The sequence below is a fragment of the Micromonospora sp. NPDC050276 genome, from assembly GCF_044459545.1.
Lineage (GTDB): Bacteria > Actinomycetota > Actinomycetes > Mycobacteriales > Micromonosporaceae > Micromonospora.
Genome location: NZ_JBITJA010000001.1, coordinates 71,372 through 94,737 on the forward strand (window position 1 = coordinate 71,372; position 23,366 = coordinate 94,737).

General features: G+C 69.7%; 20 protein-coding genes. 15 read left to right on the forward strand and 5 right to left on the reverse strand.

All coding sequences use genetic code 11. The annotated features are described in order from the left end of the window. Window positions 1-257: 257 nt before the first annotated feature. Both ACIBF8_RS00330 and ACIBF8_RS00335 read right to left on the reverse strand, forming a co-directional pair. Complete coding sequence (locus ACIBF8_RS00330) at window positions 258-692, reverse strand: SRPBCC family protein (RefSeq protein ID WP_396780159.1); 435 nt, start codon at window positions 690-692, stop codon at window positions 258-260. A 19-nt stretch (window positions 693-711) separates the two neighbouring features. Next, entirely contained in the window at window positions 712-2,175 is a 1,464-nt protein-coding gene (locus tag ACIBF8_RS00335; RefSeq protein ID WP_396780160.1) for a multicopper oxidase family protein, read from the reverse strand. Between the two features lie 283 nt (window positions 2,176-2,458). On the opposite strand from ACIBF8_RS00335, the gene ACIBF8_RS00340 reads away from it, so the two are divergent. From ACIBF8_RS00340 to ACIBF8_RS00350, 3 genes are read left to right on the forward strand one after another with little or no spacing between them, the layout of a single operon-like run. Next, window positions 2,459-3,583: a sensor histidine kinase gene (locus tag ACIBF8_RS00340; protein WP_396780161.1), complete on the forward strand. Its 1,125-nt coding sequence runs from the start codon at window positions 2,459-2,461 to the stop codon at window positions 3,581-3,583. 29 nt (window positions 3,584-3,612) lie between these two features. Next, window positions 3,613-4,260, forward strand: a complete 648-nt coding sequence (locus tag ACIBF8_RS00345) for a response regulator (protein ID WP_396780162.1) — start codon at window positions 3,613-3,615, stop codon at window positions 4,258-4,260. A 20-nt stretch (window positions 4,261-4,280) separates the two neighbouring features. Continuing rightward, window positions 4,281-4,892 (forward strand): PadR family transcriptional regulator, encoded by a 612-nt coding sequence (locus tag ACIBF8_RS00350; RefSeq protein WP_396780163.1) that lies wholly within the window; start codon window positions 4,281-4,283, stop codon window positions 4,890-4,892. A gap of 53 nt (window positions 4,893-4,945) precedes the next feature. Here ACIBF8_RS00350 and ACIBF8_RS00355 read toward each other — a convergent pair whose 3' ends face one another. Both ACIBF8_RS00355 and ACIBF8_RS00360 read right to left on the reverse strand, forming a co-directional pair. Then, window positions 4,946-6,643, reverse strand: a complete 1,698-nt coding sequence (locus ACIBF8_RS00355) for an MFS transporter (protein ID WP_396780164.1) — start codon at window positions 6,641-6,643, stop codon at window positions 4,946-4,948. A 160-nt stretch (window positions 6,644-6,803) separates the two neighbouring features. Next, the gene (locus ACIBF8_RS00360) at window positions 6,804-8,321 is read right to left on the reverse strand and encodes an aminotransferase class III-fold pyridoxal phosphate-dependent enzyme (protein WP_396780165.1); all 1,518 of its coding nucleotides are present in this window, start codon (window positions 8,319-8,321) and stop codon (window positions 6,804-6,806) included. Between the two features lie 127 nt (window positions 8,322-8,448). On the opposite strand from ACIBF8_RS00360, the gene ACIBF8_RS00365 reads away from it, so the two are divergent. The 6 genes from ACIBF8_RS00365 (at window position 8,449) to ACIBF8_RS00390 (ending at window position 15,568) form a co-directional block, all read left to right on the forward strand. After that, window positions 8,449-9,474, forward strand: coding sequence for a methyltransferase (locus ACIBF8_RS00365; RefSeq protein WP_396780166.1), 1,026 nt, complete (start codon window positions 8,449-8,451; stop codon window positions 9,472-9,474). Between the two features lie 82 nt (window positions 9,475-9,556). Beyond that, window positions 9,557-10,675, forward strand: coding sequence for a sensor histidine kinase (locus ACIBF8_RS00370; protein ID WP_396780167.1), 1,119 nt, complete (start codon window positions 9,557-9,559; stop codon window positions 10,673-10,675). Then, the gene (locus ACIBF8_RS00375; protein WP_396780168.1) at window positions 10,672-11,331 is read left to right on the forward strand and encodes a response regulator; all 660 of its coding nucleotides are present in this window, start codon (window positions 10,672-10,674) and stop codon (window positions 11,329-11,331) included. Before ACIBF8_RS00370 ends, ACIBF8_RS00375 begins: the two co-directional genes overlap by 4 nt. A 117-nt stretch (window positions 11,332-11,448) precedes the next feature. Next, window positions 11,449-13,530: a multicopper oxidase family protein gene (locus tag ACIBF8_RS00380; protein ID WP_396780169.1), complete on the forward strand. Its 2,082-nt coding sequence runs from the start codon at window positions 11,449-11,451 to the stop codon at window positions 13,528-13,530. A gap of 88 nt (window positions 13,531-13,618) precedes the next feature. Next, the gene (locus tag ACIBF8_RS00385; protein ID WP_396780170.1) at window positions 13,619-14,740 is read left to right on the forward strand and encodes a ScyD/ScyE family protein; all 1,122 of its coding nucleotides are present in this window, start codon (window positions 13,619-13,621) and stop codon (window positions 14,738-14,740) included. A 129-nt stretch (window positions 14,741-14,869) separates the two neighbouring features. Then, on the forward strand, window positions 14,870-15,568 hold the full coding sequence (locus tag ACIBF8_RS00390) for a response regulator (RefSeq protein ID WP_396780171.1): 699 nt from the start codon (window positions 14,870-14,872) through the stop codon (window positions 15,566-15,568). A gap of 16 nt (window positions 15,569-15,584) precedes the next feature. Here the strand turns inward: ACIBF8_RS00390 and metK are convergent, their stop codons facing one another. Beyond that, window positions 15,585-16,772 carry a methionine adenosyltransferase gene (metK, locus tag ACIBF8_RS00395; RefSeq protein WP_396780172.1) on the reverse strand — a complete coding sequence of 396 codons (1,188 nt, stop codon included), beginning with the start codon at window positions 16,770-16,772 and terminating at the stop codon, window positions 15,585-15,587. A 232-nt stretch (window positions 16,773-17,004) separates the two neighbouring features. Here metK and ACIBF8_RS00400 point away from each other — a divergent pair, with 232 nt between their 5' ends. From ACIBF8_RS00400 to ACIBF8_RS00425, 6 genes are all read left to right on the forward strand, one after another. Further along, window positions 17,005-17,793, forward strand: a complete 789-nt coding sequence (locus tag ACIBF8_RS00400) for a BTAD domain-containing putative transcriptional regulator (protein ID WP_396780173.1) — start codon at window positions 17,005-17,007, stop codon at window positions 17,791-17,793. An 81-nt stretch (window positions 17,794-17,874) separates the two neighbouring features. Next, window positions 17,875-19,137 (forward strand): beta-ketoacyl-[acyl-carrier-protein] synthase family protein, encoded by a 1,263-nt coding sequence (locus ACIBF8_RS00405; RefSeq protein ID WP_396780174.1) that lies wholly within the window; start codon window positions 17,875-17,877, stop codon window positions 19,135-19,137. Continuing rightward, the gene (locus ACIBF8_RS00410; RefSeq protein WP_396780175.1) at window positions 19,134-20,354 is read left to right on the forward strand and encodes a ketosynthase chain-length factor; all 1,221 of its coding nucleotides are present in this window, start codon (window positions 19,134-19,136) and stop codon (window positions 20,352-20,354) included. The genes ACIBF8_RS00405 and ACIBF8_RS00410 overlap by 4 nt, the downstream gene beginning before the upstream one ends. Beyond that, the gene (locus tag ACIBF8_RS00415) at window positions 20,351-21,409 is read left to right on the forward strand and encodes a methyltransferase (protein WP_396780176.1); all 1,059 of its coding nucleotides are present in this window, start codon (window positions 20,351-20,353) and stop codon (window positions 21,407-21,409) included. The genes ACIBF8_RS00410 and ACIBF8_RS00415 overlap by 4 nt, the downstream gene beginning before the upstream one ends. A 15-nt stretch (window positions 21,410-21,424) precedes the next feature. Then, window positions 21,425-21,751: an antibiotic biosynthesis monooxygenase gene (locus ACIBF8_RS00420; protein WP_210781784.1), complete on the forward strand. Its 327-nt coding sequence runs from the start codon at window positions 21,425-21,427 to the stop codon at window positions 21,749-21,751. Beyond that, the gene (locus ACIBF8_RS00425) at window positions 21,744-23,366 is read left to right on the forward strand and encodes an FAD-dependent oxidoreductase (protein WP_396780177.1); all 1,623 of its coding nucleotides are present in this window, start codon (window positions 21,744-21,746) and stop codon (window positions 23,364-23,366) included. The genes ACIBF8_RS00420 and ACIBF8_RS00425 overlap by 8 nt, the downstream gene beginning before the upstream one ends.

A 23,366-nucleotide genomic window follows, 5' to 3' on the forward strand; every position in this document is an offset into this window, starting at 1 on the left:
GCTGATCAGCGCCGGAGCCGACACGCGTGGCCTCCTGATCGCCTCCCTGTGGGCCGGCGTGGCCGTTGTCGTGGCAACCCTCACCATCGGTCGTGACCTGACGGGCGACCAGGGCGTGTCCTGCCGGGTCGCGTTGCTGGCATTCGACCCGGCGCCTCGGCCCGAATCCTGCCGCGGGCACCTCGCCCGAGGCCTTGACCAGCGGCAAGCTGATCAAGGCCTCGGTGCTCGTCTGCGCCGGGTGCGCCGCCCCGCGACTAGGTTTCTCTCTCCAGCAGGTCCCGGAGGGCGTCGAGGGCGGCGATCTCCTCCTCGAACGTCTTGCCGACGACCGGGCCGAGGAAGCGCGACAGCCCACTCGGCTGCCACGCCAGCCTCAGCGTGAGTTTGGTCCCGTCGTCGCCGGTCGGGGCGAGCGTGTACTCGCCCTGGGTGCGCACCACGCTGCCGGTGGCCTGGAACGCCAACCGCCGGCCCGGCTCGTATTCGGTCACCTCGTAGTCGGCCGGGATGCGGCTTCCGCCGGGGCCTTTGAGCCCTTGTTTGTAGCGGGTGCCGACTCCCTCGCCCGAGACGCGCGCGACGTCGAGCACGTTGGGGCGCCAGCGCGCGTCGTTCTCGCCGCGGGCGAGAAAGGCGAACACGACGTCAGGAGTCCGTCTGATCTGCACAGTCTTCTCTGCCGAGGGCACAAGAAACCTTTCTCAGCGGTCAGGGAACGATCTTCATCTGTGCCATCATCCCACCTGCGGAATGGTCGATCATGTGGCAATGGTAGACATACCGGCCAAGGTACGGCCCGAATGTCGCCTGGATCCGGACCGTCTCGCCCGGTCCCACCGAGATGGTGTCCTTCACCCCGGCCTCGCCCGGCGCCGGCGGCTGCCCGTTGCGGGTGAGCACCCGGAACTGGACCAGGTGGGGGTGGAAGTTGTGGGGGATCCCGAAGAGCGTGTCGCCGTTGGTCACCGTCCACACCTCGGTGGTGTTGCGCTTGATCTCGGTGTCGACCCGGTTGGCGTCGAACTGCCGTCCGTTGACGAGGAACTGGCCGGTCGCCGGGTTGAAGTTGAGGGTGAACGCCCGCTCCCTCGTGGGCGCCGGCAGCGCGGGGATGGTGCTGAGCCGATCGGGCACCCGGCTGCTGTCGCTGGCGGTTCGGTTGACGTCGAAGCGCAGCACCGGCCCGGCCACGGCGTCGTCTAGGAAGATCTGGCTGCCGACCGGGAACGCGCGGAAGTCGACGACGATCTCGATCCGCTCGCCGGGCGTCAGGCTCCACGAGCGGATCGGCGTCGGCCCGGCGAGCAGCCCACCGTCGCTGGCGATCTGGGCGACCTCGGTGTCGTTGCCGAGCCGCAGGGTGAACGTACGCAGGTTGGATGCGTTGACGAAGCGCAGCCGGTACTTGCGGGCGGCCACCGGGAAGTAGGGCTGCGGCTTGCCGTTGGCGAGGATCGTGTTGCGGAACTGGAAGTCGTCGTGCTCGAAGAGCAGGCTCGCGTCCTCGGCGAACCGGGCGTCGCGCAACATGATCGGAATGTCGTAGTCGCCGGACGGCAACCGCAGATCAGCCTGGGCTGGATCGTCGATCAGGAAGAAGCCGGCGAGTCCGCGGAACACATGCTCGGCCTCCATGTGATGGGCATGGTCGTGATACCAGAGCGTGGCGGCCCGCTGCTTGTTGGGATAGCTGTAGAGCCGGCTCTTGCCCGGGTCGAGCACGTCGGTCGGGAACCCGTCGCTGCTCGACGGCGTGTGACCGCCATGGACGTGGACCGCGGTCGGCATGTCGAGGTGGTTGCTGTGCGCGATGACCGCGAGCCGGCCCGTCTTGACCCGGAACGTCGGGCCGGGAAACAACCCGTCATAGGTCAGGACTTCGGTACGCGTCCCCGGAAGGATCTCCACTTGGGCCTTACGGGTGGAAACGACGTAGAAGTCGGTGTTGGCTACCGAGGCGACCGGCTGCTGCACGGGCGGTATCGGCATCCGGACACTGAACGGGGCGGCGGCAGCTGCGACGTGGGCGGTCGCCGCGTGGCCTTTGTGGGTGCCGTGGGCCGGCGCCGCGGGCGGGGTGGATCCGCGGGCCGCGGCCGCCGCGGTGGTCGTGACCAGCGCGGCTGCTCCTGCGGTGGCACCGACCTTCATGACGTTGCGTCTGCTCACCATTGGTCGCTCCACTCCTGGTGGTCGAGGTCTCGGGTGAACTGTCGCGGAGGCCCCTCGACGCGCCGTCGAAAGCTGATCGCGGCCGAATGTGGATTTCACCTTAAGTTTTCATGTGACTACCAAAAGCTAAGCTTCGATGCTTCCAACGACGCGCGGTGAGACCGTACACTCGTGCGAGTAGTCGGCCGTGACAACTCTTAGAAGGCCGATCTGATCTGAGTGCTTTGTCGCCGCGCTTGGGGAGTCGGCGACACGGCGGGCAGCCGGGGCTGGGGAGAGCCGGTTGTGCCCGCACCTGGGGAGCAGTAGGGCACACACCGGGGGATCCGCGATGGTTGTAGAAAGCGATGCGCTGCGCCGGACCGCTGCCGAGGTCCTCGAACGCAGGCGTCAACCGATACTCGCCGCCTACCGTCAGCGCCTATCCGCTGCGAGTGACGATCTCGCCGGAGCCGCTGACCTGATTGACAGCTACACGACGCAGGCTGATGTTCTGGTCCGTGAAACGACGGCCGAGATTCGTCGCGAGACGACTGACCCGCTGTCGACACCACCGCCGCCACTGTTCGCCGAGGGCGTCGAGATTCATCCGCGCGAGTGCTTCCGTGCGGTCGTCACGCTGGCCGACGTCGTGTTGGCCGACGTGCTGAAGCAGTTGTGCGGCCAGCCCGACCAGAGCGCGATCCTGGCGCTGGTCGCCGACGCGCTCACCCGCACCACACTGACCCAGTTGCTCGATACCAGCTCGCGCTACGCCGCGTCACTGATGAACGACGTCCACCAGGCGCAGATCGCGGAGCGCTCGCTGATCGCCCGCGAGCTGCACGACCGGCTGGGCCACAGTCTGAGCGCGGCCTACCGCAACCTGGAGGCCCACGAGCTCGCCCAGGAACGACGCGGCGACGACGTCGATCGACGGGTGGTCATCGCCCGGGAGTCGCTGCACGACGCGGTCGGCTATCTGCGTGTCCTCATTGCGGACCTCCGGCTCTCCCAGCCGCTGGGGTCACTCGACGAGGCGCTGGCCAACTTCCTGTCGACGGTGCAGACGGGTGACACGCGTCTGCACACCGAGATCAACGGCGACGAGTCGTGGGTGCCGCCCGAGGTGCTCGACGAGGTGTTCCTGGTCGTCCGCGAGGCGCTGCGCAACGCGGTCGCCCACGCCGGCGCGCGGGTGATCCACGCGGTCGTCGACATCACGCCCCACGAGCTGCGCGCGACCGTCACCGACGACGGGGTGGGCTTCGATCTCGCGGAAAAGCGGCGTGGCTCGGGCCTGCGCGCGATGGCCGAGCGGGCGAGCACCGTCGGTGGCCGCCTCGCGGTCCGCGCGGCCGGCCACCAGGGCACGTCGGTCGAGCTCGTCGTACCGCTGCTCACCGTCGAAGCGGGGGCCGGCCGGTGACCGCCGTGACGATCGAGCCGACTCGCATCGTGCTGGTCGACGACCATGTGGTGGTTCGCGACGGCCTCCGGGAGATCCTCGACGCCCAGCGCGACCTCGTCGTCGTCGGCGAGGCCGGCGACAGCTGCGCCGCCATCAACGAGATCCGCGTCCGCCAGCCCGACATCGTGCTGCTCGACGTGCAGATCCCCGGCGACGGGGTGACCACGACCGTCCGTCGGATTCGCGACGTCGCACCGGCGAGTCGGGTGATCATCCTGAGCATGTTCGACGGCCCGACGCTGCTCCGCGAGCTGTTGACCCTCGGCATCTGCGGCTATCTGTTGAAAAACTCGACGCGCCAGGAACTGGTGGCGGCGATCCGCAGCGCTCGGGCCGATGACGCGCCGGTGATGTTGGCCGTGTCGCGCGAGAGCCTGACCCAGGTGCAGGGGCCGGTCCACAGCACGCTGTCCGACCGCGAGCGCGAGGTCCTGCAGTTGGTCGGCCAGGCGATGAGCAACGCCCAGATCGCCGGTCGGCTCTGCCTGTCGGAGGCGACGGTCAAACGCCACCTGCGCAACATTTTTGCCAAGCTCGGCGCGGTGTCGCGGATCGACGCGGTCAACAGGGCCATCGCTGCTTCGCTGATCGTCCTGCCCAGGCTCTGCGTCGACCCCACCTTTCACGGCGGATAGCAATCCGCTCAAGCATCGCTATGGGTGGGTTGCCCGCAAACGGGCACTCGTGTTGGACTAATGCCGTGAATAGCACTCGCCTGTTCGTGCTCGGAGCGCTCGCGCGCGGAGGCCCGATGCATGGGCACCAGATCCGCCGGGCGGCCCAGATCGACCGTACTGAGCTGTGGAGCGACGTCAAGCCGGGGTCGCTCTACGGCGCGCTCCACCGGATGCAGGTCGAGGGGGTCATCGAGGCGGTCCGCACCGAACAGGAGGGCAACCGACCGGCCCGGACGATCTACGCGCTCACCCCGGCCGGCGCGGCCGAGCTGATCGACCACCGCGACGAAGCGCTGCGCGACACCAAGCTCCGCCACGACCCGGTGGATCTGGCCCTGCAGAACGTGATCGACCTCGAAGAAGATGCGCTCCGCGCGATCATCGTCGCGCGCCGGGCGGCCCTCGCCGCTCAGCTCGACTCCTGGCTCGCTCTCCGGGAGCTTGCGGCGCCACATATCCGCGGTCTCGAGTGGACGACCTTCCGTCATACCGAGCTCCGACTCCGTACCGAGCTGGCCTGGCACGACGAGCTGCTCGACCAACTGCCCAAGCTGATGGCGAACCAGCCGACATCAATGACCACGTCCTGACAGCGCCAGCCCCTGGCCCCGGGTGTCACACCCGGGGTCAGGGCTGGCGGAGGTCACTGAGCGGGCTCGGGCTCGCTGGTCACGTTCCAATCGGGTTTGCTCGCCTCGGCCCACGGCTCCTCCGGGCGGCGGGGCAGCAGGTAGACGAGCAGGAACGTGAGGATCACGCCCACCAGGACGGCGCCGACCGTCCACTGGACGGCGCGGTTGAAGTTGGTCTCCAGCGCCGACGCGGCCGCCTTGTCGAAGGCCGCGCCGACCGTACCCGGCGCCGAGTCCGGACAGCCGGGCGGCGTGGCCGTCGGATCCGACGCGCGCGACTGGCGGATGAAGCAGTCGGCGAACGCGGTCGTCGCCGTGCTCGCCTCCGCCTGCGGTAGACCCGCGGCGACCAGCGACGCCTGCAGTTCCGGGCTCGCCTTCTCCGCAGCCGTCGCCGAGTACGAGCCGAGCGTCCCGAAGAGGACCACGCCCGCCACCGCCACGCCGATGGCCTGGCCGAGGCGCTGGGCGGTCCCGAGCACGCCGCTGGCCGCGCCCGCGTCCTGCCACGGCACGCCGGCCAGCACGATCTCGACGCTCGGCGCGATCACCAGACCCGAGCCGAAGCCGGCGAAGAGCAGCGCCGGCAGGAGCTCCAGGCCGGACCCCCACCAGTGGATGGTCGCGATGATGCCCACCATGCCCACGATCACGATGCCCGCGCCGAGCATCAGGACACCACGCCCGAGCGCGCGGGCGACGTTGTCGGAGATGGCCGCGCCGACCAGCGTGCCGAACGAGAACGGGAGCAGGATCAGGCCCGTTGTCAGGGCGGACTTCTCCAGGCCGATCTGTAGGTGCAGCGAGAGTGCGAAGAGCAGGCCGATGAAGCCCGCGAAGTAGCAGAGGCTGATGCCGACGCCAGCGGAGAACGAGCGGTGGGCGAAGAGGCGCATGCTGACCAGCGGGACCTGGGCGCGGCGGGCGCGACGCAACTCCCACAGCGCGAAGACGACCAGCGCGGGCAGGGCCGCGGCCATCGAGACGAACGTCCAGGTCGGCCAACCCAGGCGCTGGCCCTCCACCAGTGGGATGGCCAACAGCAGGACGGCGGCCGAGACGAGCAGCATGCCGACCACGTCGAGCCCGCCACGGCGACCCCGCGACTCGGGCACCAGGATCAGCGCGGCGACGAACGTGACCAGGCCGATCGGCACGTTGAGCAGGAACACCGGTCGCCAGTCCCAGCCGCCGAGATCCCAGGCGATCAGCAGGCCGCCGAGGAGCGGGCCGCTCGCCGTCGCGATGCCGCCGATCGCCCCGTAGATCCCGTACGCCTTGCCGGTCTCCTTCGCCGGGAACGTGGTCTGGATCAGCGCCAGCACCGGCGGGTTGAGGATGCCGGCCATCATGCCCTGCACCACCTGAAAGGCGATCAGTTGGCCGGGTGTGGCCGCGACCGCCGACGCCGCCGACGCGAGCGTGAATCCCGCGACGCCGATGAGGAACAGCTTGCGGTGGCCGAAGCGGTCGCCGATCCGGCCGGCGGGGATGAGCAGCAGCCCGTAGCCGAGCGCGTAGCCGGCGATGACCCACTCCATGGCCGTGTAGGTCGACTGGAGATCTCGCTGGATCGGCGCAACCGCAACATTGACGATTGTCGTTGCCAGCAGGATCATGAACGCCCCGGCCAGAACGACAGCCAAGATCAGCCATCGGCGCGGGTTGGGTGGCGCGGCGCTGCGTTCGTCGGTCCAGCTCTCCGTCATCGCGTTCCTCCTGAAATCGCACGGGGTCGATAGCGGACCCACCCTTCCGACTACACGCTGTCGCATACGATTAGTCAAGTACGGCTATTTGCGTATGACCGGTACGGCACATGAAGAGGGCCCGGGTCAGAAGCTGACCCGGGCCCGGTGAAGCAGGGGGCTACGACCAGTCGGAGGAGCCCGAACCCCACTCGGACGTGGCGGGCCAGGACAGGTCGAACGGGAAGTCGTTGGCGCGTAGCTCCAACGTGCTCTCCAGCACGGCGTCGGTCAGCCGGTCGACGTCGGCGTCGCTGTGGGCGCCACCGGCGAAGAACATGGGCATGCCGAGCGTGTAGATGCCGCGCTTGCGCAGCAGGAGCGTGAGGATGAACGTCGCGGGGTTGAGCGCCCGCGAGTAGTCCCGGTAGTCGGTATAGGAGTCTTCCGGGAGGAACTGGAAGCAGCCGATGTAGTCGCCGAACCCCACCATCCGCAGCGGGATCCCCTCGGCGGCCCGGAACGCGGCCAGCCGCGCCTGCACCCGGTCGACCTTTGCCCGCAGGTCGGTGTAGTAGGCGGGCCCCTTGTCGCGGAGCAGTTGGAGCGTGGCCAACGACGCCGCCACCGACAGGTAGTTGCCGGTGTGACTGCCCTGCAGACCGGTCTTCTGGCCGAAGTCGGTCCACGACTGACCACTGGTCTGGGTGATGTCGAGGATGTCGGCCCGACCGCCGATCGCCGACAGCGGCAACCCGAGCCCGCTGATCACCTTGCCGTAGGTGACCAGGTCGGTCGGGATGTCGAACTTCTGCGCGGCGCCGCCGAGCCCCGAGCGGAAGCCCGTCAGCACCTCGTCGAGGATGAACGGCACCGCGAGCCGCCGCGCGGCCAACGCCACCTCGCGGATCATCGGGATCGTCGTCTCCTCGAACGGGAACGACGAGGCGGCCGGCTCGGCGAGGATGCACGCCAACTCACCCGCGTGACGCTCGATCAACTCAACCGCGAGCGCGGTGTCGTTGGGCAGGATCAGCAGGTCGCGCGACTCGGCTGGAGTGACGCCGGCGAACGCCGAGACCAGCGGAATACCGTCCTTGCCGATCTCCGGGAACGGTACGGCGGGATGCCCGTGATACCAGGGCGCGGTGTTGTGCACGGCCAGGTCGTGCGACCCGTGCAGGGTGCCCTCGAACTTGGCGACCATCCGTCGTCCGGTGAACGCCCGGCAGAGCCGGATCGCCGACTGCGTGGCGCCCGTACCGGAATGTTGGAAGGCGAACTTCTCGTTGTGCGGGAGGACCTCCCGCAGCAGCGTCGCCAGCTCCAGCTCCAACGCATTGGTGTAGCCGTTGCCGGTGCCCTTGCCCAGGTGCTCGCGGACGAAGTCGACGACCGGGGCGGGGTTGTGACCGTGCAGCGCCTGCGCGCCGTACCCCATGTGACAGTCCAGGTAGGTGTTGCCGTCGATGTCGCTCAACGTCGACCCGCTCGCGGTGGCCGCGATGATCGGAAACGGCGGCGCCTGGAACGGCCAGAACACGTGCGCGGCGGCGTCGACCGCCCTTAGTCGCTCGACGTGCGCGGCCGAGGCACCCTGGCGCGCGCCGATCTCGCCGAACAGCTCGTAGACCCACTTCTGCTGCATGAGGTCTTGAATGACCTCGATCGCTCCGCGCTCCTGTTGGCTGGCGCCCATCGTGTCCCCTTCGGATGACGGCCGTGACAGGCGCAGCCTGCGCCGGCCCACTCGAACCCGGCTGGAGAACGGGTCGATCGACGCGGATTCGAGCAGGTCTCGAGCGCCGTCGTCGAAGCTCGCCGCCATGACGGAAAATCGGGTCAATCTCTACTCGCTGACCGACACGATCACGCCGTGGGCAGTGCGGGCCGCGGCGACGCTCGGCCTCGCCGACCTGATCGCCGCGGGCACCACCACGCTCGACGAGCTCGCCGCGGCGACGAAGGCCAATCCCGACGCGCTGCACCGGCTGCTGCGCTACCTCGCGGTCCGCGGCGTGTTCAAGGAGACCGAACCGCGGGTGTACGCCCTGACCGAAGCGGCCGAGTTCCTCAAGACCGACCACCCGGCTGCCCAGCGCCCCTGGCTCGACGTCGACTCGATGGCCGGCCGGATCGAGGGGACATTCAGTTCGCTGACCCACTCGATCCGTACCGGCGACGCGGCGTACCCGGTGCGGTATGGCATCGAGTTCTGGGACGACCTGGCCAGCAACCCCGACCGGGCCACGTCCTTCGGCGCGCTGATGGCCACCCACGCCAGCTACTTCGACCAGGTCGTCCAGGGCTACGACTGGAGCAATGTCAACCACGTCATCGACGTCGGCGGCGGCACCGGCGCCCTGCTCACCGAGATCCTCAAGGCTCAGCCGCACCTGCGCGGCACCGTGGTCGACCTGCCGGGCGTCGTCGAGCAGGGCCGGGCCCGGTTCGAGGCGGCGGGCATCGCCGACCGCGCCGAGGTCGTCAGCGGGAGCATCTTCGACCCGCTCCCGGCCGGCGCTGACGTCTACATCCTGTCGAACGTGCTGCACGACTGGAACGACAGCGCCGCCGAGAAGATCCTCCAGCGGGCGGCGGACGCGATCGGCACGAACGGGAAGGTGCTGATCGTGCAGATCCTCGTGAAGGACGAGAACGACAACTTCCCGGACGACCCGGCCCGGCTCATGTTCATCACCCAGATGGACCTGCGCCTGCTCTCGCTCATGGCCGGCAAGGCGAGGACCTGGCGCGAGTACGCCGAACTGGGCGAGAAGGCCGGGCTTCAGGTGCACGACAGCACGGTGATCCCCACCGGGCAGACCCTCCTCACCCTCCGCCGCGGATGAAGGGAAGGGCCCCTTGCTGACGGTTTCCGGATAGGAAGGGGCCCTCGTTAACGGACCGTGCGCGCGTCGTACCGTTGCGAGCATGAACCTGGCCGTCCGGCGGATCGCGACCGACGTTCTTCTCGCGATCGTCGTCGCGGCCGTCGTGGCGGTGGCGATCCGGGTCGCCGACGAGCCCGGCGCCCGGCCGCCGGACGCGCGCGCCTACGCGATCGGCGCGGTGATCGGGCTCCTGCTGGTCTTCCGGCGCCGCTGGCCGCTACTGGTGCTGGTCGGCTCGGTCACCGCGCTGATGATCTACTACGCGCTCGAATACCCGGGCATTCCGCCCGCCCTTCCGCTGGCCGCCGCCCTCTTCTCGGTGGCGGCCGCCGGCCGGTTCACCTGGGCGCTCGTCGTCGCCGGGTTCTTCGTCATCCTCGAACTGATCATGCGTTACACGCTGCTCGGCGAGGGTTTCTTCCCTGCTCTCGCGGCCACCCTCGAGGAGGGCTCGCTGCTGGCCGCCGTGGTGCTGCTCGCCGAGACGATCCGCACCCGCCGGATCCGGCTGGCCGAGGCCCAGCAACGTCTCGCCGTCATGCGCCAGGAACGTCAGCACGAGGTCACCCAGGAGCGGCTCCGCATCGCCCGTGAGGTCCACGACGTGCTCGGCCACACGATCACCGCGATCAGTGTGCAGGCCAGCCTCGCCGACGACGTCTTCGACAGCCGACCGGCCGAGGCGCGGGCCGCGCTGCGCAGCATCCGCGGTGCGGCGCGCGACGCGATGCACGAGGTCCGTTCGGCGATCGGCATGCTCCGCGACGGCGGGGAGGTACCCGACCTGGCCCGCGTCTACGCGGTCGCCGAGCAGGCCGGCGTGAAGGTGCGGCCGACGGTCGCCGGCACCCCACGCCCGATCCCACCGGAGGTGGCGCTCTCGGTCTACCGGATCGTGCAGGAATCGCTCACCAACACGGTCAAACACGCCGAGGCGACGACCGTCGACGTCACCATCACCTACGGGGCCGGCGCCGTCACCGTGGAGGTCGTCGACGACGGGGTCGGAGCCGGGGAGAGTTGGCGAGGGCACGGGGTGGCCGGCATGAGCGAACGGGCCGCGGCGGCGGGCGGCTCGCTCGAGGCCGGGCCGCGCCCGGAGGGTGGGGGGTTCCGGGTGGCCGCGCGGCTGCCGATCGAGGCGGAGGAGACAGCGTGACGATCCGGATGGTGCTGGCGGACGACCAGACGCTCGTGCGGGCCGGCTTCCGGGGCCTGCTCGACCACAGCGACGACCTGGAAGTGGTCGGTGAGGCGTCCAACGGCGCCCAGGCGATCGAGATGGTCGCCGCGACGCGACCCGACATCGTGCTGATGGACGTGCGGATGCCTGTGCTCGACGGCGTCAAGGCCACGGCCGCGATCGTCGAACGGTTTCCGGCCGTGCGGGTCATCGTCCTGACCACCTTCGAGCTGGACGAGTACGTCTTCGAGGCGCTGCGCGCCGGCGCGAGCGGCTTCCTGCTCAAGGACATCGAGCCCGAGGAGCTGCGCCAGGCCGTGCGGGTGGTGGCCGGCGGCGACATGCTGATCTCCCCGCGTGTGACGAGCCGGCTGGTGAGCGCGTTCGTCAGCAAGGTCGCGCCGGCACCGGTCGACGGCGGCCGGCTGGCGGTGTTGACCGACCGCGAGCGTGAGGTGATGAGCCTGGTGGCCAACGGGCTGACCAACGAGGAGATCGGACGCCGGCTGTCGATGAGCCCCGCCACGGCCCGCACCCACGTCCATCGGGCCATGATGAAGCTCCGCGTCCGCGACCGCGCGCAACTCGTCGTGCTCGCCTACCAGACGGGTCTCGTCGCACCCGGCAGCTAGGCAGCCGAGCAGCTACGGCCCTTGTTTCGCGAGGGATTGCGACTACGGCGATCGCCGTACACCGCAGCCGTTGGTCAACGGATGCCCGGCGTCGCACGTCTTCCGTATGTTGGCGTCATGTTTGAGGTCGGAGAGAACGCAGATGGGATCCTCGCCGGGGTCCTGTTCCTGATCTGGCTGTCCGCGGCGATCCTCGCCACGCGGCTGGCCTGGCGGCCGACGCCCGTGGCGCTGCGCAAGAGCGCCCGCCGGTTGCTGCGCCTGCTCGTCGCCGCGCTCGTGGTGCTGGTCATCAAGTGCGTCGCGATCGGGCTGATGCTCGCCGTCGACTGGATCTTCGCCGACAACCGCGTGATCGTGCAGATGCCGCTTCTGCTGCTGCCGATGCTGGCCGTCCTCATCTGGACCGTGCCGGGCCTGCGGGCCCTCGCCAACCGCGACGACGCACCGGTCGACGTCGAGACGCGCTCCGCCGCCGCCAATCCCAAACTCGTCGTTCCGGTCCAGGTGACGGCCGTGGCGACGGTCATTGGCGTCTATTTCGCGTACGTGTCCCGTCCGGTCCCCTCCTACCTCGACGACATCGCCACCCACGCTGCGCCGATCCTCCTGTCGGTGTTGGTGCTGTGGCTCTGGCAGGCGCATCGCCTGCGGGTCGTCACCTCGACCGACTTCGCCCGCCGTGGCCGGCGTGCCACCGCCCTGCGCGCCACGGCGCAGGCCGCCATCGTGGTGCTCGTCGTCGCCGCTGGCATCACCTACGTGGCCCAGAGCAGCAGACTGCCCGACCGCATGAGCATGATGTCCCACGACAACGTCGACTACGGTGGCGGCCCCTCGTTCGGTCACGGCGCCGGCGGTCACGGCGGGGTCTCCGTCGACGACCTGCGCGGGCCGCGGACCGGAAAGCCCAACAAGGCCTTCACCCTGACCGCCAAGACCGCCACGGTGCGTCTGTCGTCCGGGGCCGAGATCGACGCCCTGACCTACAACGGTCAGTCGCCCGGGCCGGAGCTGCGAGTGCGCGAGGGCGACCTCGTCGAGGTGACGCTGCACAACGAGATCCCCGACGAGAATGTGACGATCCACTGGCACGGTCTCGACGTGCCCAACGGTGAGGACGGTGTTGCTGGCGCGACGCAGGACGCGGTGCAGCCGGGCGGCACCTTCACCTACCGGTTCCTCGCCGAGCAGGTCGGCACATTCTGGTACCACACCCATCAGAACCCGCTTGAGGCGATTCGGCGGGGCCTGTTCGGCGCGCTGATCGTCGAGCCGCGCGACGGCCCGCCGCCGGGCGAGCGCGACGTCGTCGTGATGGCGCACGAGTGGCGTACGCCGGACGACAACATCGTCGCGTTCGGCACCAGCGACACTCTGCAGCGCCAGGAGATCGCACCGGGCACGCCGGTGCGGCTGCGCCTGATCAACACCGACAACAACCCGTCCACCGACAGCCGCCCGCGGTCGCTGACGGTCAACGGCACGCCGGTACGGGTCGCGGCGATCGACGGCGTCGACGTCAACGGCCCGACCCCGCTGACCGACCCGCGGTTCGGGTTGGCGACCGGTGGACGCTTCGACGTGACGTTCACGATGCCGGCGGGCGCGGTGCGCCTGACCGATCTCGCCAACCCCAAGGGCGGGCTGGTGCTGGCCCCACCGGGTGACACCTCGACGCCGGCCGTCGTCGACGACGGGGACCAGTTCGACCCGCTCTCGTACGGCTCGGGCGGCTCCCGGCCCTTCGACGCCGGCTCGTCGTACGACCGATCGTTCGCCCAGCTCCTCGACGACCGGCTGTCCTTCTACGACGGCGGCCTCCACCTGGTGCCGATCATCAACGGGCACAGCTTCCCCGATACGCCGACGCTGATGGTCCGCATGGGCGATCTGGTCAAGGTTCGGATCGTCAACCGCAGCCACCAGAACCACCCGATGCATCTGCACGGCCATCACGCGTTGGTGCTGTCCCGTAACGGGGTCCGCGCGACCGGGTCGCCCTGGTGGATCGACAGCCTCGACGTGATACCCGGCGAGATCTACGAGATCGGCTTCACGGCGGACAACCCGGGGCTCTGGATGGACCACTGCCACAACCTCGACCACGCGGCCAACGGCATGGTGATGCACCTCGCCTACGAGGGCGTGACGTCCCCCTATGAGCTGGGGCGGAGCACCCCAAATCAGCCCGAGTAGGCGGGCCCGTCGAGCCTTCCTCCACCGGGCCTCGAGCCAGCGCCGGCAGCGTCGTTCGCATCCGTACCCCTCTTGCTGAGGAGAACCCATGCTCGACGCGATGCGACGAACGTTGTCGCTTGCCGTGCCGCTGGTACTGGTGGCCGGCATCGCCGCGCCCGCCGCCGCGGCCACATCGACCACTGGGCGACTCACCGTCGTCGCCCGCAACCTCGACAATCCACGTGGTGTCGCCATCGACCACGCCGGCACCGTCTACGTCGCCGAGGCTGGGCTCGGCGGCGATGGCGTCTGCATTCCCGGCACCTTCGGCACCAACCTCTGCTTCGGCTCGACGGGCGCCGTCACGGCGGTCCGTCACGGTTGGCAGAAGCGGGTGGTGACGGGTCTGCCGTCACTGCGCAGCACTGGCGCCGGTTTCTCGGTTTACGGCGCACACGACCTGGCCTTCGATCGGCACGGCAAGCTGCTGGTGGCGATGGGCTACAGCACCGACCCGGTCTCACGCGACCTGCTCGGCCCGGCCGGGGCCACGATGGGGACCATTCTCCGGGTGGAGGGGAAGCACCGGTGGTCGGTCGTCGGCGACCTCTCCGCCTTCGAGGGGCGCAACAACCCCGACGGTGTGATCCCGGAGAGCCAGCCGTACGCGGTCGTGGCCGACGGGCGTGAGGTCTACGCGCTCGACGCGGCCGCCAATGACCTGCTGCGCATCGACCGTCGCGGCGTGGTCACTGCGGAACACGTCTGGCCGCTGGAGGATGTGCCGGCGCCGCCGGAGTGGGGCCTGCCGCCCGGCTCGACGACGCCGATCCAGTTCGTGCCGGTCACCATCACCCGTGGCCCGGACGGTGCTTTCTACATCGGGCAGTTGACCGGTCACCCGTTCCCGAACGGCGGTGCTCGGGTCTGGCGGTTGGTGCCCGGCCAGGAGCCGACCATCTATGCGACCGGCTTCACCAACATCATCGACATCGCGTTCGACAAGCGGGGCCGGTTGGTCGTGCTGGAGATCGCGAAGAACGGGCTCAGCTCGGGGGATTCCACCGGCGCGCTGATCCGGGTGGAGCGCGACGGTAGCCACCGTGAGCTGGCCAGCACCGGGCTCGACTCACCGATGTCGTTCGCCATCGCGCGAGACGGCAGCTTCTACATCGCCAACAAGGGCCTCGGCATCGGCGAGTTGGTCCGTCTGTCCACACGAGACTGACAAAATCGCGCGGCGATCGTGGCGTTCTTCCTGTCGGGAGGACGCCACGATAGCCGTGGCGTCACACGTCCGCGATACGGTGCCCATCATGAGCACGTTGGCGGCGGGGGACGGGGTCTGGGGGTTAGGTTGACGCGGTCCGACGGCGGGTCTCCCGCCGGCGCCACCACCATCCTCATAGTCGACGACCACGCTCTCGTCCGCGAAGGGCTGCGCTGGGTCCTCGAGGTCCAGGCCGACCTGGACGTGGTCGACGAGGCGGGCGACTCAGCTACCGCGGTCGCGAAAGCGGCGTCGGAGCGTCCCGACGTGGTGTTGCTCGACGTCGAGATCCCCGGCGACGACGCGGTGGTCACGGTGCGCCGCATCCGTGAGGTGTCGCCCGGCAGCGCGGTCGTCATTCTCAGCATGTACGACAGCCCGGACCTGCTACGCCGCCTGATCGCCGCCGGGGTGCGCGCGTACCTGCTCAAGAGCGTGGGTCGCGAGGAGCTGGTCGCCGCGATCCGCAAGGCGCGCGACGGCAGCGGGTCGGTCCTGCTCTCGGTGTCCGGCCAGAGCCTCGTGCAGGTGCAGAACGCCGAGTCCGCCATCCTGTCCACCGCCGAGCTGGAGATCCTTCAACTCGCGGCCGAGGCGATGACAAACGCCCAGATCGCACGCCGGCTCGACCTGACCGAGGCGACGGTGAAGAGCCACCTGCGTCGCATCTTCGCCAAGCTCGGCGCGGTCTCCCGCATCGACGCGGTCAACAAGGCGGTGGCAGCGTCACTGGTGACGCTGCCACACGACCGGTTGGTGCCACGCCCTCGCCGCCCGCCGCCTTAGTGATCGGCGACGGTGTTCAACATGCGGCCTTGAGGTCGGCGGCGCGGTTCGTGCGCTCCCAGCTCAGGTCCGGGAGTTCACGGCCGAAGTGACCGTAGGCCGCCGTCTGCTGGTAGATCGGACGGAGGAGGTCCAGGTCGCGGATGATCGCAGCCGGACGAAGGTCGAAGACCTCACCGATCGCCTTCTCGATCCGGTCCAGCGGCACCGTCTCGGTGCCGAACGTCTCCACGAACAGGCTCACCGGATGGGCCTTGCCGATCGCGTAGGCCACCTGAGTCTCACACCGCTCCGCCAGGCCCGCGGCGACCACGTTCTTCGCCACCCACCGCATCGCGTACGCCGCCGACCGGTCGACCTTCGACGGGTCCTTGCCCGAGAACGCGCCGCCACCGTGCCGGGCGTACCCGCCGTAGGTGTCGACGATGATCTTCCGCCCGGTCAGGCCCGCGTCGCCCATCGGGCCACCGATCTCGAACCTCCCCGTCGGGTTGACCAACAGCCGGTAACCCTCGGTGTCGAGGTCGAGCGCCTCCAACTCCGGCGTGATCACCTGGTCTCGTACGTCGGGGGCGAGCAGCTCGTCGAGGGAGATGTGGGCGGCGTGCTGCGAGGAGACCACGACCGTGTCGAGCCGGACCGGGCGCAGGCCGTCGTACTCCACGGTGACCTGGGTCTTGCCGTCCGGCCGCAGGTAGGGCACCGTGCCGTCCTTGCGCACGGCGGCCAGGCGGCGGGCCAGCCGGTGGGCCAGCGCGATCGGCAGCGGCATCAGCTCCGGCGTCTCCGAGCAGGCGAAACCGAACATCATGCCCTGGTCACCGGCGCCCTGGGCGTCGAGCCCGCCGCCGGACGAGCCGTCGCGCAGCTCGATCGCCGAGTCGACGCCCTGCGCGATGTCGGGCGACTGCGCCCCGATCGAGATGCTGACGCCGCAGGAGGCGCCGTCGAAGCCCTTCTTCGACGAGTCGTAGCCGATGTTCAGGACGGTTTCACGCACGATGCGCGGAATGTCGGCGTAGGCCTGCGTGGTGACCTCGCCCGCTACGTGGACCTGACCAGTGGTGATCAGGCTCTCGACCGCGACCCGGCTGTGCGGGTCCTGCGCCAGTAGCGCGTCGAGGATCCCGTCGCTGATCTGATCGGCGATCTTGTCGGGATGGCCTTCGGTGACCGACTCGGAGGTGAAGAGGCGGCGCGACATGTGTGACTCCTATCCCAGGGAGCGTGCGGGCCCGGCGAGTCTTCCTTCCGCTGGTGGAGGTTGCCTTGAGGAAGCATCGAGCGATCGAAGGGGTATCCGCCGTACAACTTTCGACACGCATCGATCCTCGGAAGAACCCGCGATGTCACTACCTGCGGTCGTTCCGGGCCACCCCGCTCATCCATAGCTTGAGGACGTCTCGACGAGTGCTATGGGGAATGGGGGGACCGCTGTGGTCAGGTACGAGATCCTCGGGTCGCTGGAAGTGATCCACGAGGGCCGGGTCTGCACGCCGACGCCGCCGAAGGTGCGGACGGTGTTGGCGCTGCTGGTGATGCGGGCCAACCGGGTGGTGTTGGTCGACTCGATCATCCGGGAGCTGTGGGGTGACGATCCGGCGCGCAGCGCCGTCACCACGGTGCAGACCTACATCTACCACCTGCGCAAACTCTTCGCGAAAGAGGGCATAGAGACCCCGGACCGGACCGTACTGGAGAGCCGTGCCCGCGGCTACCTGCTCAAGGTGGAGCCGGGCCAGCTCGACGCCGAGGTGTTCGAGACGTTGCTCGATCAGGGCCGTACGCACATCGAGTCGGACCGGCCCGAAGAGGGCGCCGAGGTGTTGCGGCGGGCGCTGGCCATGTGGACCGGGCCGGTGGGCGCCAACGTGACGTTCGGCCCGGCGTTGGAGGCACACGCGATCCACCTGCAGGAGCAGTGGATCCGGGCGTTGGAGCTGCGCATCCAGGCCGACATCACGCTGGGCCGCCACCGGGAGCTGATCGGCGAGCTGCGCTATCTCGTGGGCACGTACCCGCTCAACGAGTGGTTCCACCGCCAGCTCATCGTGGCGCTGAGCCGGTCCGGGCGCCGAGGCGAGGCGTTGCAGGCGTACCACCACCTGCGCCGGGTGCTCAGTGAGGAGTTGGGCCTGGACCCTTCGCCTGACCTCCAGCGGCTCCAGCGGGAGGTGTTGGCCGCCGGCGGGCCGCTGCGCCCAGGGCTCGCCAGGGCCTCCTGACAGGCCCTCGACCGACGCTCCAGCGCCGTTCGACCGAGCGTCCCTAGCTTTCACACGGACATCGCGGCCAGGAGGTCTTCCATGACGAGCACATCCGACCGTCGGGTGGTCATCACCGGGATTGGCGTCATCGCCCCCGGCGGACTGGGCACCAAGGCGTTCTGGGAACTGTTGACCGCTGGCCGGACGGCCACTCGTACCCTGTCGTTCTTCGATGCCACACCCTTCCGGTCCCGGGTCGCTGCAGAGGCCGACTTCGACCCGGCTGCCGAGGGTCTGTCGCCGCAGGAGGTCCGCCGGATGGACCGGGCGGCCCAGATGGCCGTGGTCTGCACCCGGGAGGCGCTGGCCGACAGCGGGTTCGAGGTCGCCGACCCGACCCGGGTCGGCGTCAGTGTCGGCACGGCGGTCGGGGCCACGATGAGCCTCGAAGAGGAGTACGTCGTGGTCAGCGACGGCGGGCGGAAGTGGCTGACCGACCACCGGTACGCCACCCCGCACCTCTACGACTACCTGGTGCCGAGCTCATTCGCCCGCGAGGTGGCGTGGTCGGTCGGGGCGGAGGGTCCGGCGACGGTGATCTCCACCGGCTGCACGTCGGGCCTCGACTCGGTCGGCCACGCCCGGGAGCTGATCCGTGAGGGCTCGGCCGACGTGATGATCGCCGGCGCGACCGACGCGCCGATCTCGCCGATCACGGTGGCCTGCTTCGACGCGATCAAGGCGACCACCGCCCGCAACGACGACGCCGCCCACGCGTCGCGACCGTTCGACAACAGCCGGGACGGGTTCGTCCTCGGCGAGGGGTCGGCGATGTTCGTCCTCGAAGAGCTCGAGCACGCCCGCCGGCGAGGTGCGCAGATCTACGCCGAGCTGGTCGGGTTCGCCTCGCGCTCGAACGCGTTCCACATGACCGGGTTGCGGCCCGACGGGCGCGAGATGGCCGAGGCGATCCGGGTCGCGCTCGCCGACGCCCGGCTGAACGGCGACGCCGTCGACTACATCAACGCGCACGGCTCGGGTACGAAGCAGAACGACCGGCACGAGACGGCGGCGTTCAAGCGGAGCCTCGGCGACCACGCGTACCGCGCGCCGGTCAGCTCGATCAAGTCGATGGTCGGCCACTCGCTCGGGGCCATCGGCTCGATCGAGATCGCGGCGTCGGCCCTGGCGATCAAGCACGGCGTGGTGCCGCCGACCGCCAACCTGCACGAGCGTGACCCCGAGTGCGACCTCGACTACGTGCCGCTCACCGCCCGCGAGCAGCAGACCGACGTGGTGTTGAGCGTGGGCAGCGGGTTCGGCGGCTTCCAGAGCGCGATGCTCCTGGCGCGTGTGGCATGACCACTGTCGTCACCGGGGTCGGGGTCGCCGCGCCCAACGGGCTGGGCCGCGACGCCTTCTGGGCGGCCACCGTCGCCGGGGTGGGTGGGATCGGGCCGATCAGCCGCTTCGATCCCTCGGGCTATCCCGCACAACTCGCCGGCGAGGTTCCCGGATACGAGGCGGCCGAGCACATCCCGAGTCGGCTGATGGCGCAGACCGACCACATGACCCGGCTGGCGCTGACCGCGGCGCAGTGGGCGCTGGCCGACGCGTCCGTCGATCCGTCGGCGCTGCCCGAGTTCGGCATGGGTGTCGTCACGGCCAGCGCGTCCGGCGGCTTCGAGTTCGGCCACCGTGAGCTGGAGAAGCTCTGGAGCAAGGGCTCCGAGCACGTCAGCGCCTACCAGTCGTTCGCCTGGTTCTACGCGGTCAACACCGGCCAGATCTCCATCCGGCACGGCATGCGCGGACCGACCGGGGTGCTCGTCACCGAGCAGGCGGGTGGGCTCGACGCGGTGGCACAGGCCCGGCGGCAGGTGCGCAAGGGCGTGCAGCTGGTGATGACCGGCGGCGTCGACGCGTCGCTCTGCCCGTGGGGTTGGACGGCCCAACTCGCCAACGGCCTGCTCAGCACCGGGCGCGATCCCGCCACAGCATTCCTGCCGTTCGATGCCAACGCGTCGGGCTACGTGCCGGGCGAGGGCGGCGCGATCCTCGTCCTGGAGGACGTGCACGCCGCTGCCCAGCGGGGGGCCACCGTCTACGGCGTGATCGCGGGCTACGGGGCGACCTTCGACCCCCGGCCCGGCTCCGGCCGTCCGCCGGGCCTGCGTCGGGCGGCGGAGATGGCCCTGGCCGACGCCGGCCTCACCCCGGCCGACATCGACGTCGTCTTCGCCGACGGCGCCGGGGTCGCCGAGCTCGACCGCGTCGAGGCCGAGGCGATCACCGCCGTCTTCGGTCCGGGCGGGGTGCCGGTGACCGCGCCCAAGACGATGACCGGCCGGCTCTACTCCGGCGGGGCGGCGCTCGACCTCGTCTCGGCGCTGCTGTCGATCCGGCACGGCGTCATCCCGCCCACCACCAACATCCGCCAGCCGGCCGAGGGCCTGCACCTCGACCTGGTGCGCGACACCGCGCGGGAGACACCCGTCCGCGCGGCGCTCGTGCTCGCCAGGGGCTACGGCGGGTTCAACGCGGCCATGGTCGTGACCGACGAAAGGAATGGACGATGACCGACGCCAGCCTCGCCGCCGTCGCCAACTTCGACGAGCAGCAGGCACTCGACCTGCGTGAACGGCAGATCGCGGTGCTGGGAAGCGCCAAACAGATCGCCAACGTGATCTACGTGGTCACCGAGCTCGGCGTCGCCGACCTGCTCGTCGACGGGCCGGTGCCGGTCGCCCAACTCGCGGTGGCGACCGAGTCGCACGAGGACTCGCTGCGGCGGATCCTCCGCGCGGCCGCGGCGGTCGGCATCTTCGACGAGCAGGAGGACGGGGCGTTCGCGCTGACGCCGCTCGGGGAAGGGCTGACGTCGGCCCGGATCGGCGGGCTGCGGCCGATGGTGCAGTTCAGCGGCGCCGACTTCAACCGTCTGCCGTACGCGGAGATCCTGCACAGTGTCCGCACCGGTGAGCCGGCCTTCAACAAGGTCTTCGGCATGGGCTTCTACGACTATCTCCAGGCCCACCCGGAGGCCAACCGGTTCTTCGAGGGCTTCATGGCCCACTGGAGCCGGCGTCTCGCCGACCGGTTCGCGGCGGAGTTGGCGCCCGAGCGGTTCGGCCGGATCGCCGACATCGGCGGCAGCAACGGCTACTTCCTGGCCAAGATGCTCCAGCGTCATCCCGAGGGCACCGGCGTGCTCTTCGACCTGCCCGAGGTCGTGGCCGACGCCGAACCGCTGCTCAAGGAGCACGGTGTCACCGAGCGGGTCGAGGTGCGGGGCGGCGACTTCTTCACCGACGACCTCCCGGCCGGCGCCGACGCGTACATCCTGAAGTCGATCGTCCACAACTGGCCGGACGACACCTGCGTCACGCTGCTGCGCCGGATCCGCGCGGCGATCGGCGACGCCGACTCCCGCCTCATCGCGATCGACCAGATCGTGCCGCCACGCAACCAATGGGACCACGCCAAGATCATCGATATCGACATGCTGGTGCTCTTCGGCGGCAAGGAGCGCGACCTGCGCGAATGGCAGGCGCTGTTCGCCGCGTCCGGTTTCGAGCTGGTCAACACCCCCGCCCCTCGCGGCTGGGCCCTGCTCGAAGCGCGTCCGATCTAGGAAAGGGAGTCCGCAATGGCACACATCGGCATCGACCAGCCGGTCGTGACGATGGTCAACGTCTTCACCGTCGAGCCGGCCAACCAGCAGAAGCTCGTCGACATCCTGATCGAGGCTACCGACGCGGTGATGTCCAAGGTCGACGGTTTCGTGTCGGCGAACATCCACGCCAGCCTCGACGGGACCCGAGTCGTCAACTACGCGCAGTGGAAGAGCGAAGAGCACTTCACCGCGATGCTCCAGAACCCCGAGGTCCACCCCCACTTCGGCGAGGTACGCGCGATCGCCACGCCGGAACGCCACCTCTACAAAGTCGTCTACACGGAGGACGCTCATGTCTGACGAGAGCACCGACGTCCTGATCGTCGGCGGCGGCCCGGTCGGCCTGTCGACCGCACTCTTCCTGGCCCGCAAGGGGATCCGGCCGATCCTGGTCGAACGTCGGCCCCGGCTGTCGACGATCCCCCGGGCGACCGGTCTGCACGCCCGCACGGTGGAGATCTTCCGCACCGTCGGCCTGGAGCCGGCCGTGCAGGAGGCCGGCATGAAGATCGTCGGGCCGGGCGCTGAACTCGACCTCGTCCGCGCCGGCCGAGCCACGCCACTGGTCATGCTCGGCGCCCAGTCGCTGGCCGACCTGCACAAGTCGTTCGTCATGGAGGCGCACGACGTCGACTACGACCGGTTCACGCCGAGCTGGCCGATCTGGTGCGGCCAGGACCACTACGAGCCTCTGCTGTTCGACGCGGCCACCGAAGCGGGTGCCGAGATCCGCTTCCGGACCGAGCTGCGTGGGTTGACCCAGGATCAGGACGGCGTGACGGCCACCGTCGACGACAACGGCACGACGCGGACCATCCGGGCGCGTTACGTCGTCGCGGCCGACGGCGTGAAGAGCCCGGTCCGCGACATGCTCCAGATCGGCAACCGCAGCAACGGCGTCGCCGGGCACTTCGTCAGCATCATCTTCCGGGCCAAGGTCGACCTGCCCGACACCGCGCCGCGGTTCACACTGATCTACCTGATGAATCAGCTGGCCCAGGGCCTGCTGCTCTTCATCGAGCCGGGGCGGTGGATGTTCGGCGTCAACTACTACCCGGAGCGGGGGCAGTCGCCGGCCGACTTCACGCCGGAACGCTGCGTCGAGCTGGCTCGGATCGCCGCCGGTGACCCTGAGCTGGAGGTCGAGGTCGAGTCGGCCCAGCCCTGGGACGCGCGGCACATGGTCGCCGACGCGTACCAGTCGGGGCGGGTCTTCCTCGCCGGCGACGCCTGTCACGCGCATCCGCCGGCCGGTGGCTTCGGCGTCAACGCCGGCATCCAGGACGCGCACAACCTGTCCTGGAAGCTCGCCGACGTGCTCCAGGGGCACGCCGACGAGAGCCTGCTCGACTCCTACGAAGCCGAGCGCCGGCCGGTCGGCGCCGCCACCGCCGACCAGGCGTGGATGCTCTTCCGCACCCGGGGTCAGCTCGCCGACGAGGACAAGGCCGCCTATCGGGACTTCGTCATCGTGACGATGGGCTACCGGTACACCTCGAACGCGATCGTCGGCGCGCCCGCCGACGCCGAGCTGCTGCCCCGCGAGCTGACCTTCACCGGCCAGCCCGGATCGCGTGCACCGCACGGCTGGGTCGACCACCACGGCAGCCGGGTCTCCACCATCGATGTGTTGACCGACGGCTGGACGCTGGCCACGGCTCCCGGCGACGAAACCTGGCTCGCCGCGGCCGAGGCGGTCTCGGCGGAGACCGGTCTTCCGATCAAGGCGCTGACCGCCGGCCCCGACGGCGACCTCGCCGACGACGGCTCCTGGCTCGCCAGCTGCGGCGTGGGCCCCGGTGGTGCGCTGCTGGTACGCCCCGACGGCATCGTCGCCTGGCGCAGCGCCGGCCCGGTCGACGACCAGACGCAGACCCTGGCCGCGGCCCTGGCCACGATCCTGCGGGGAGCGTGA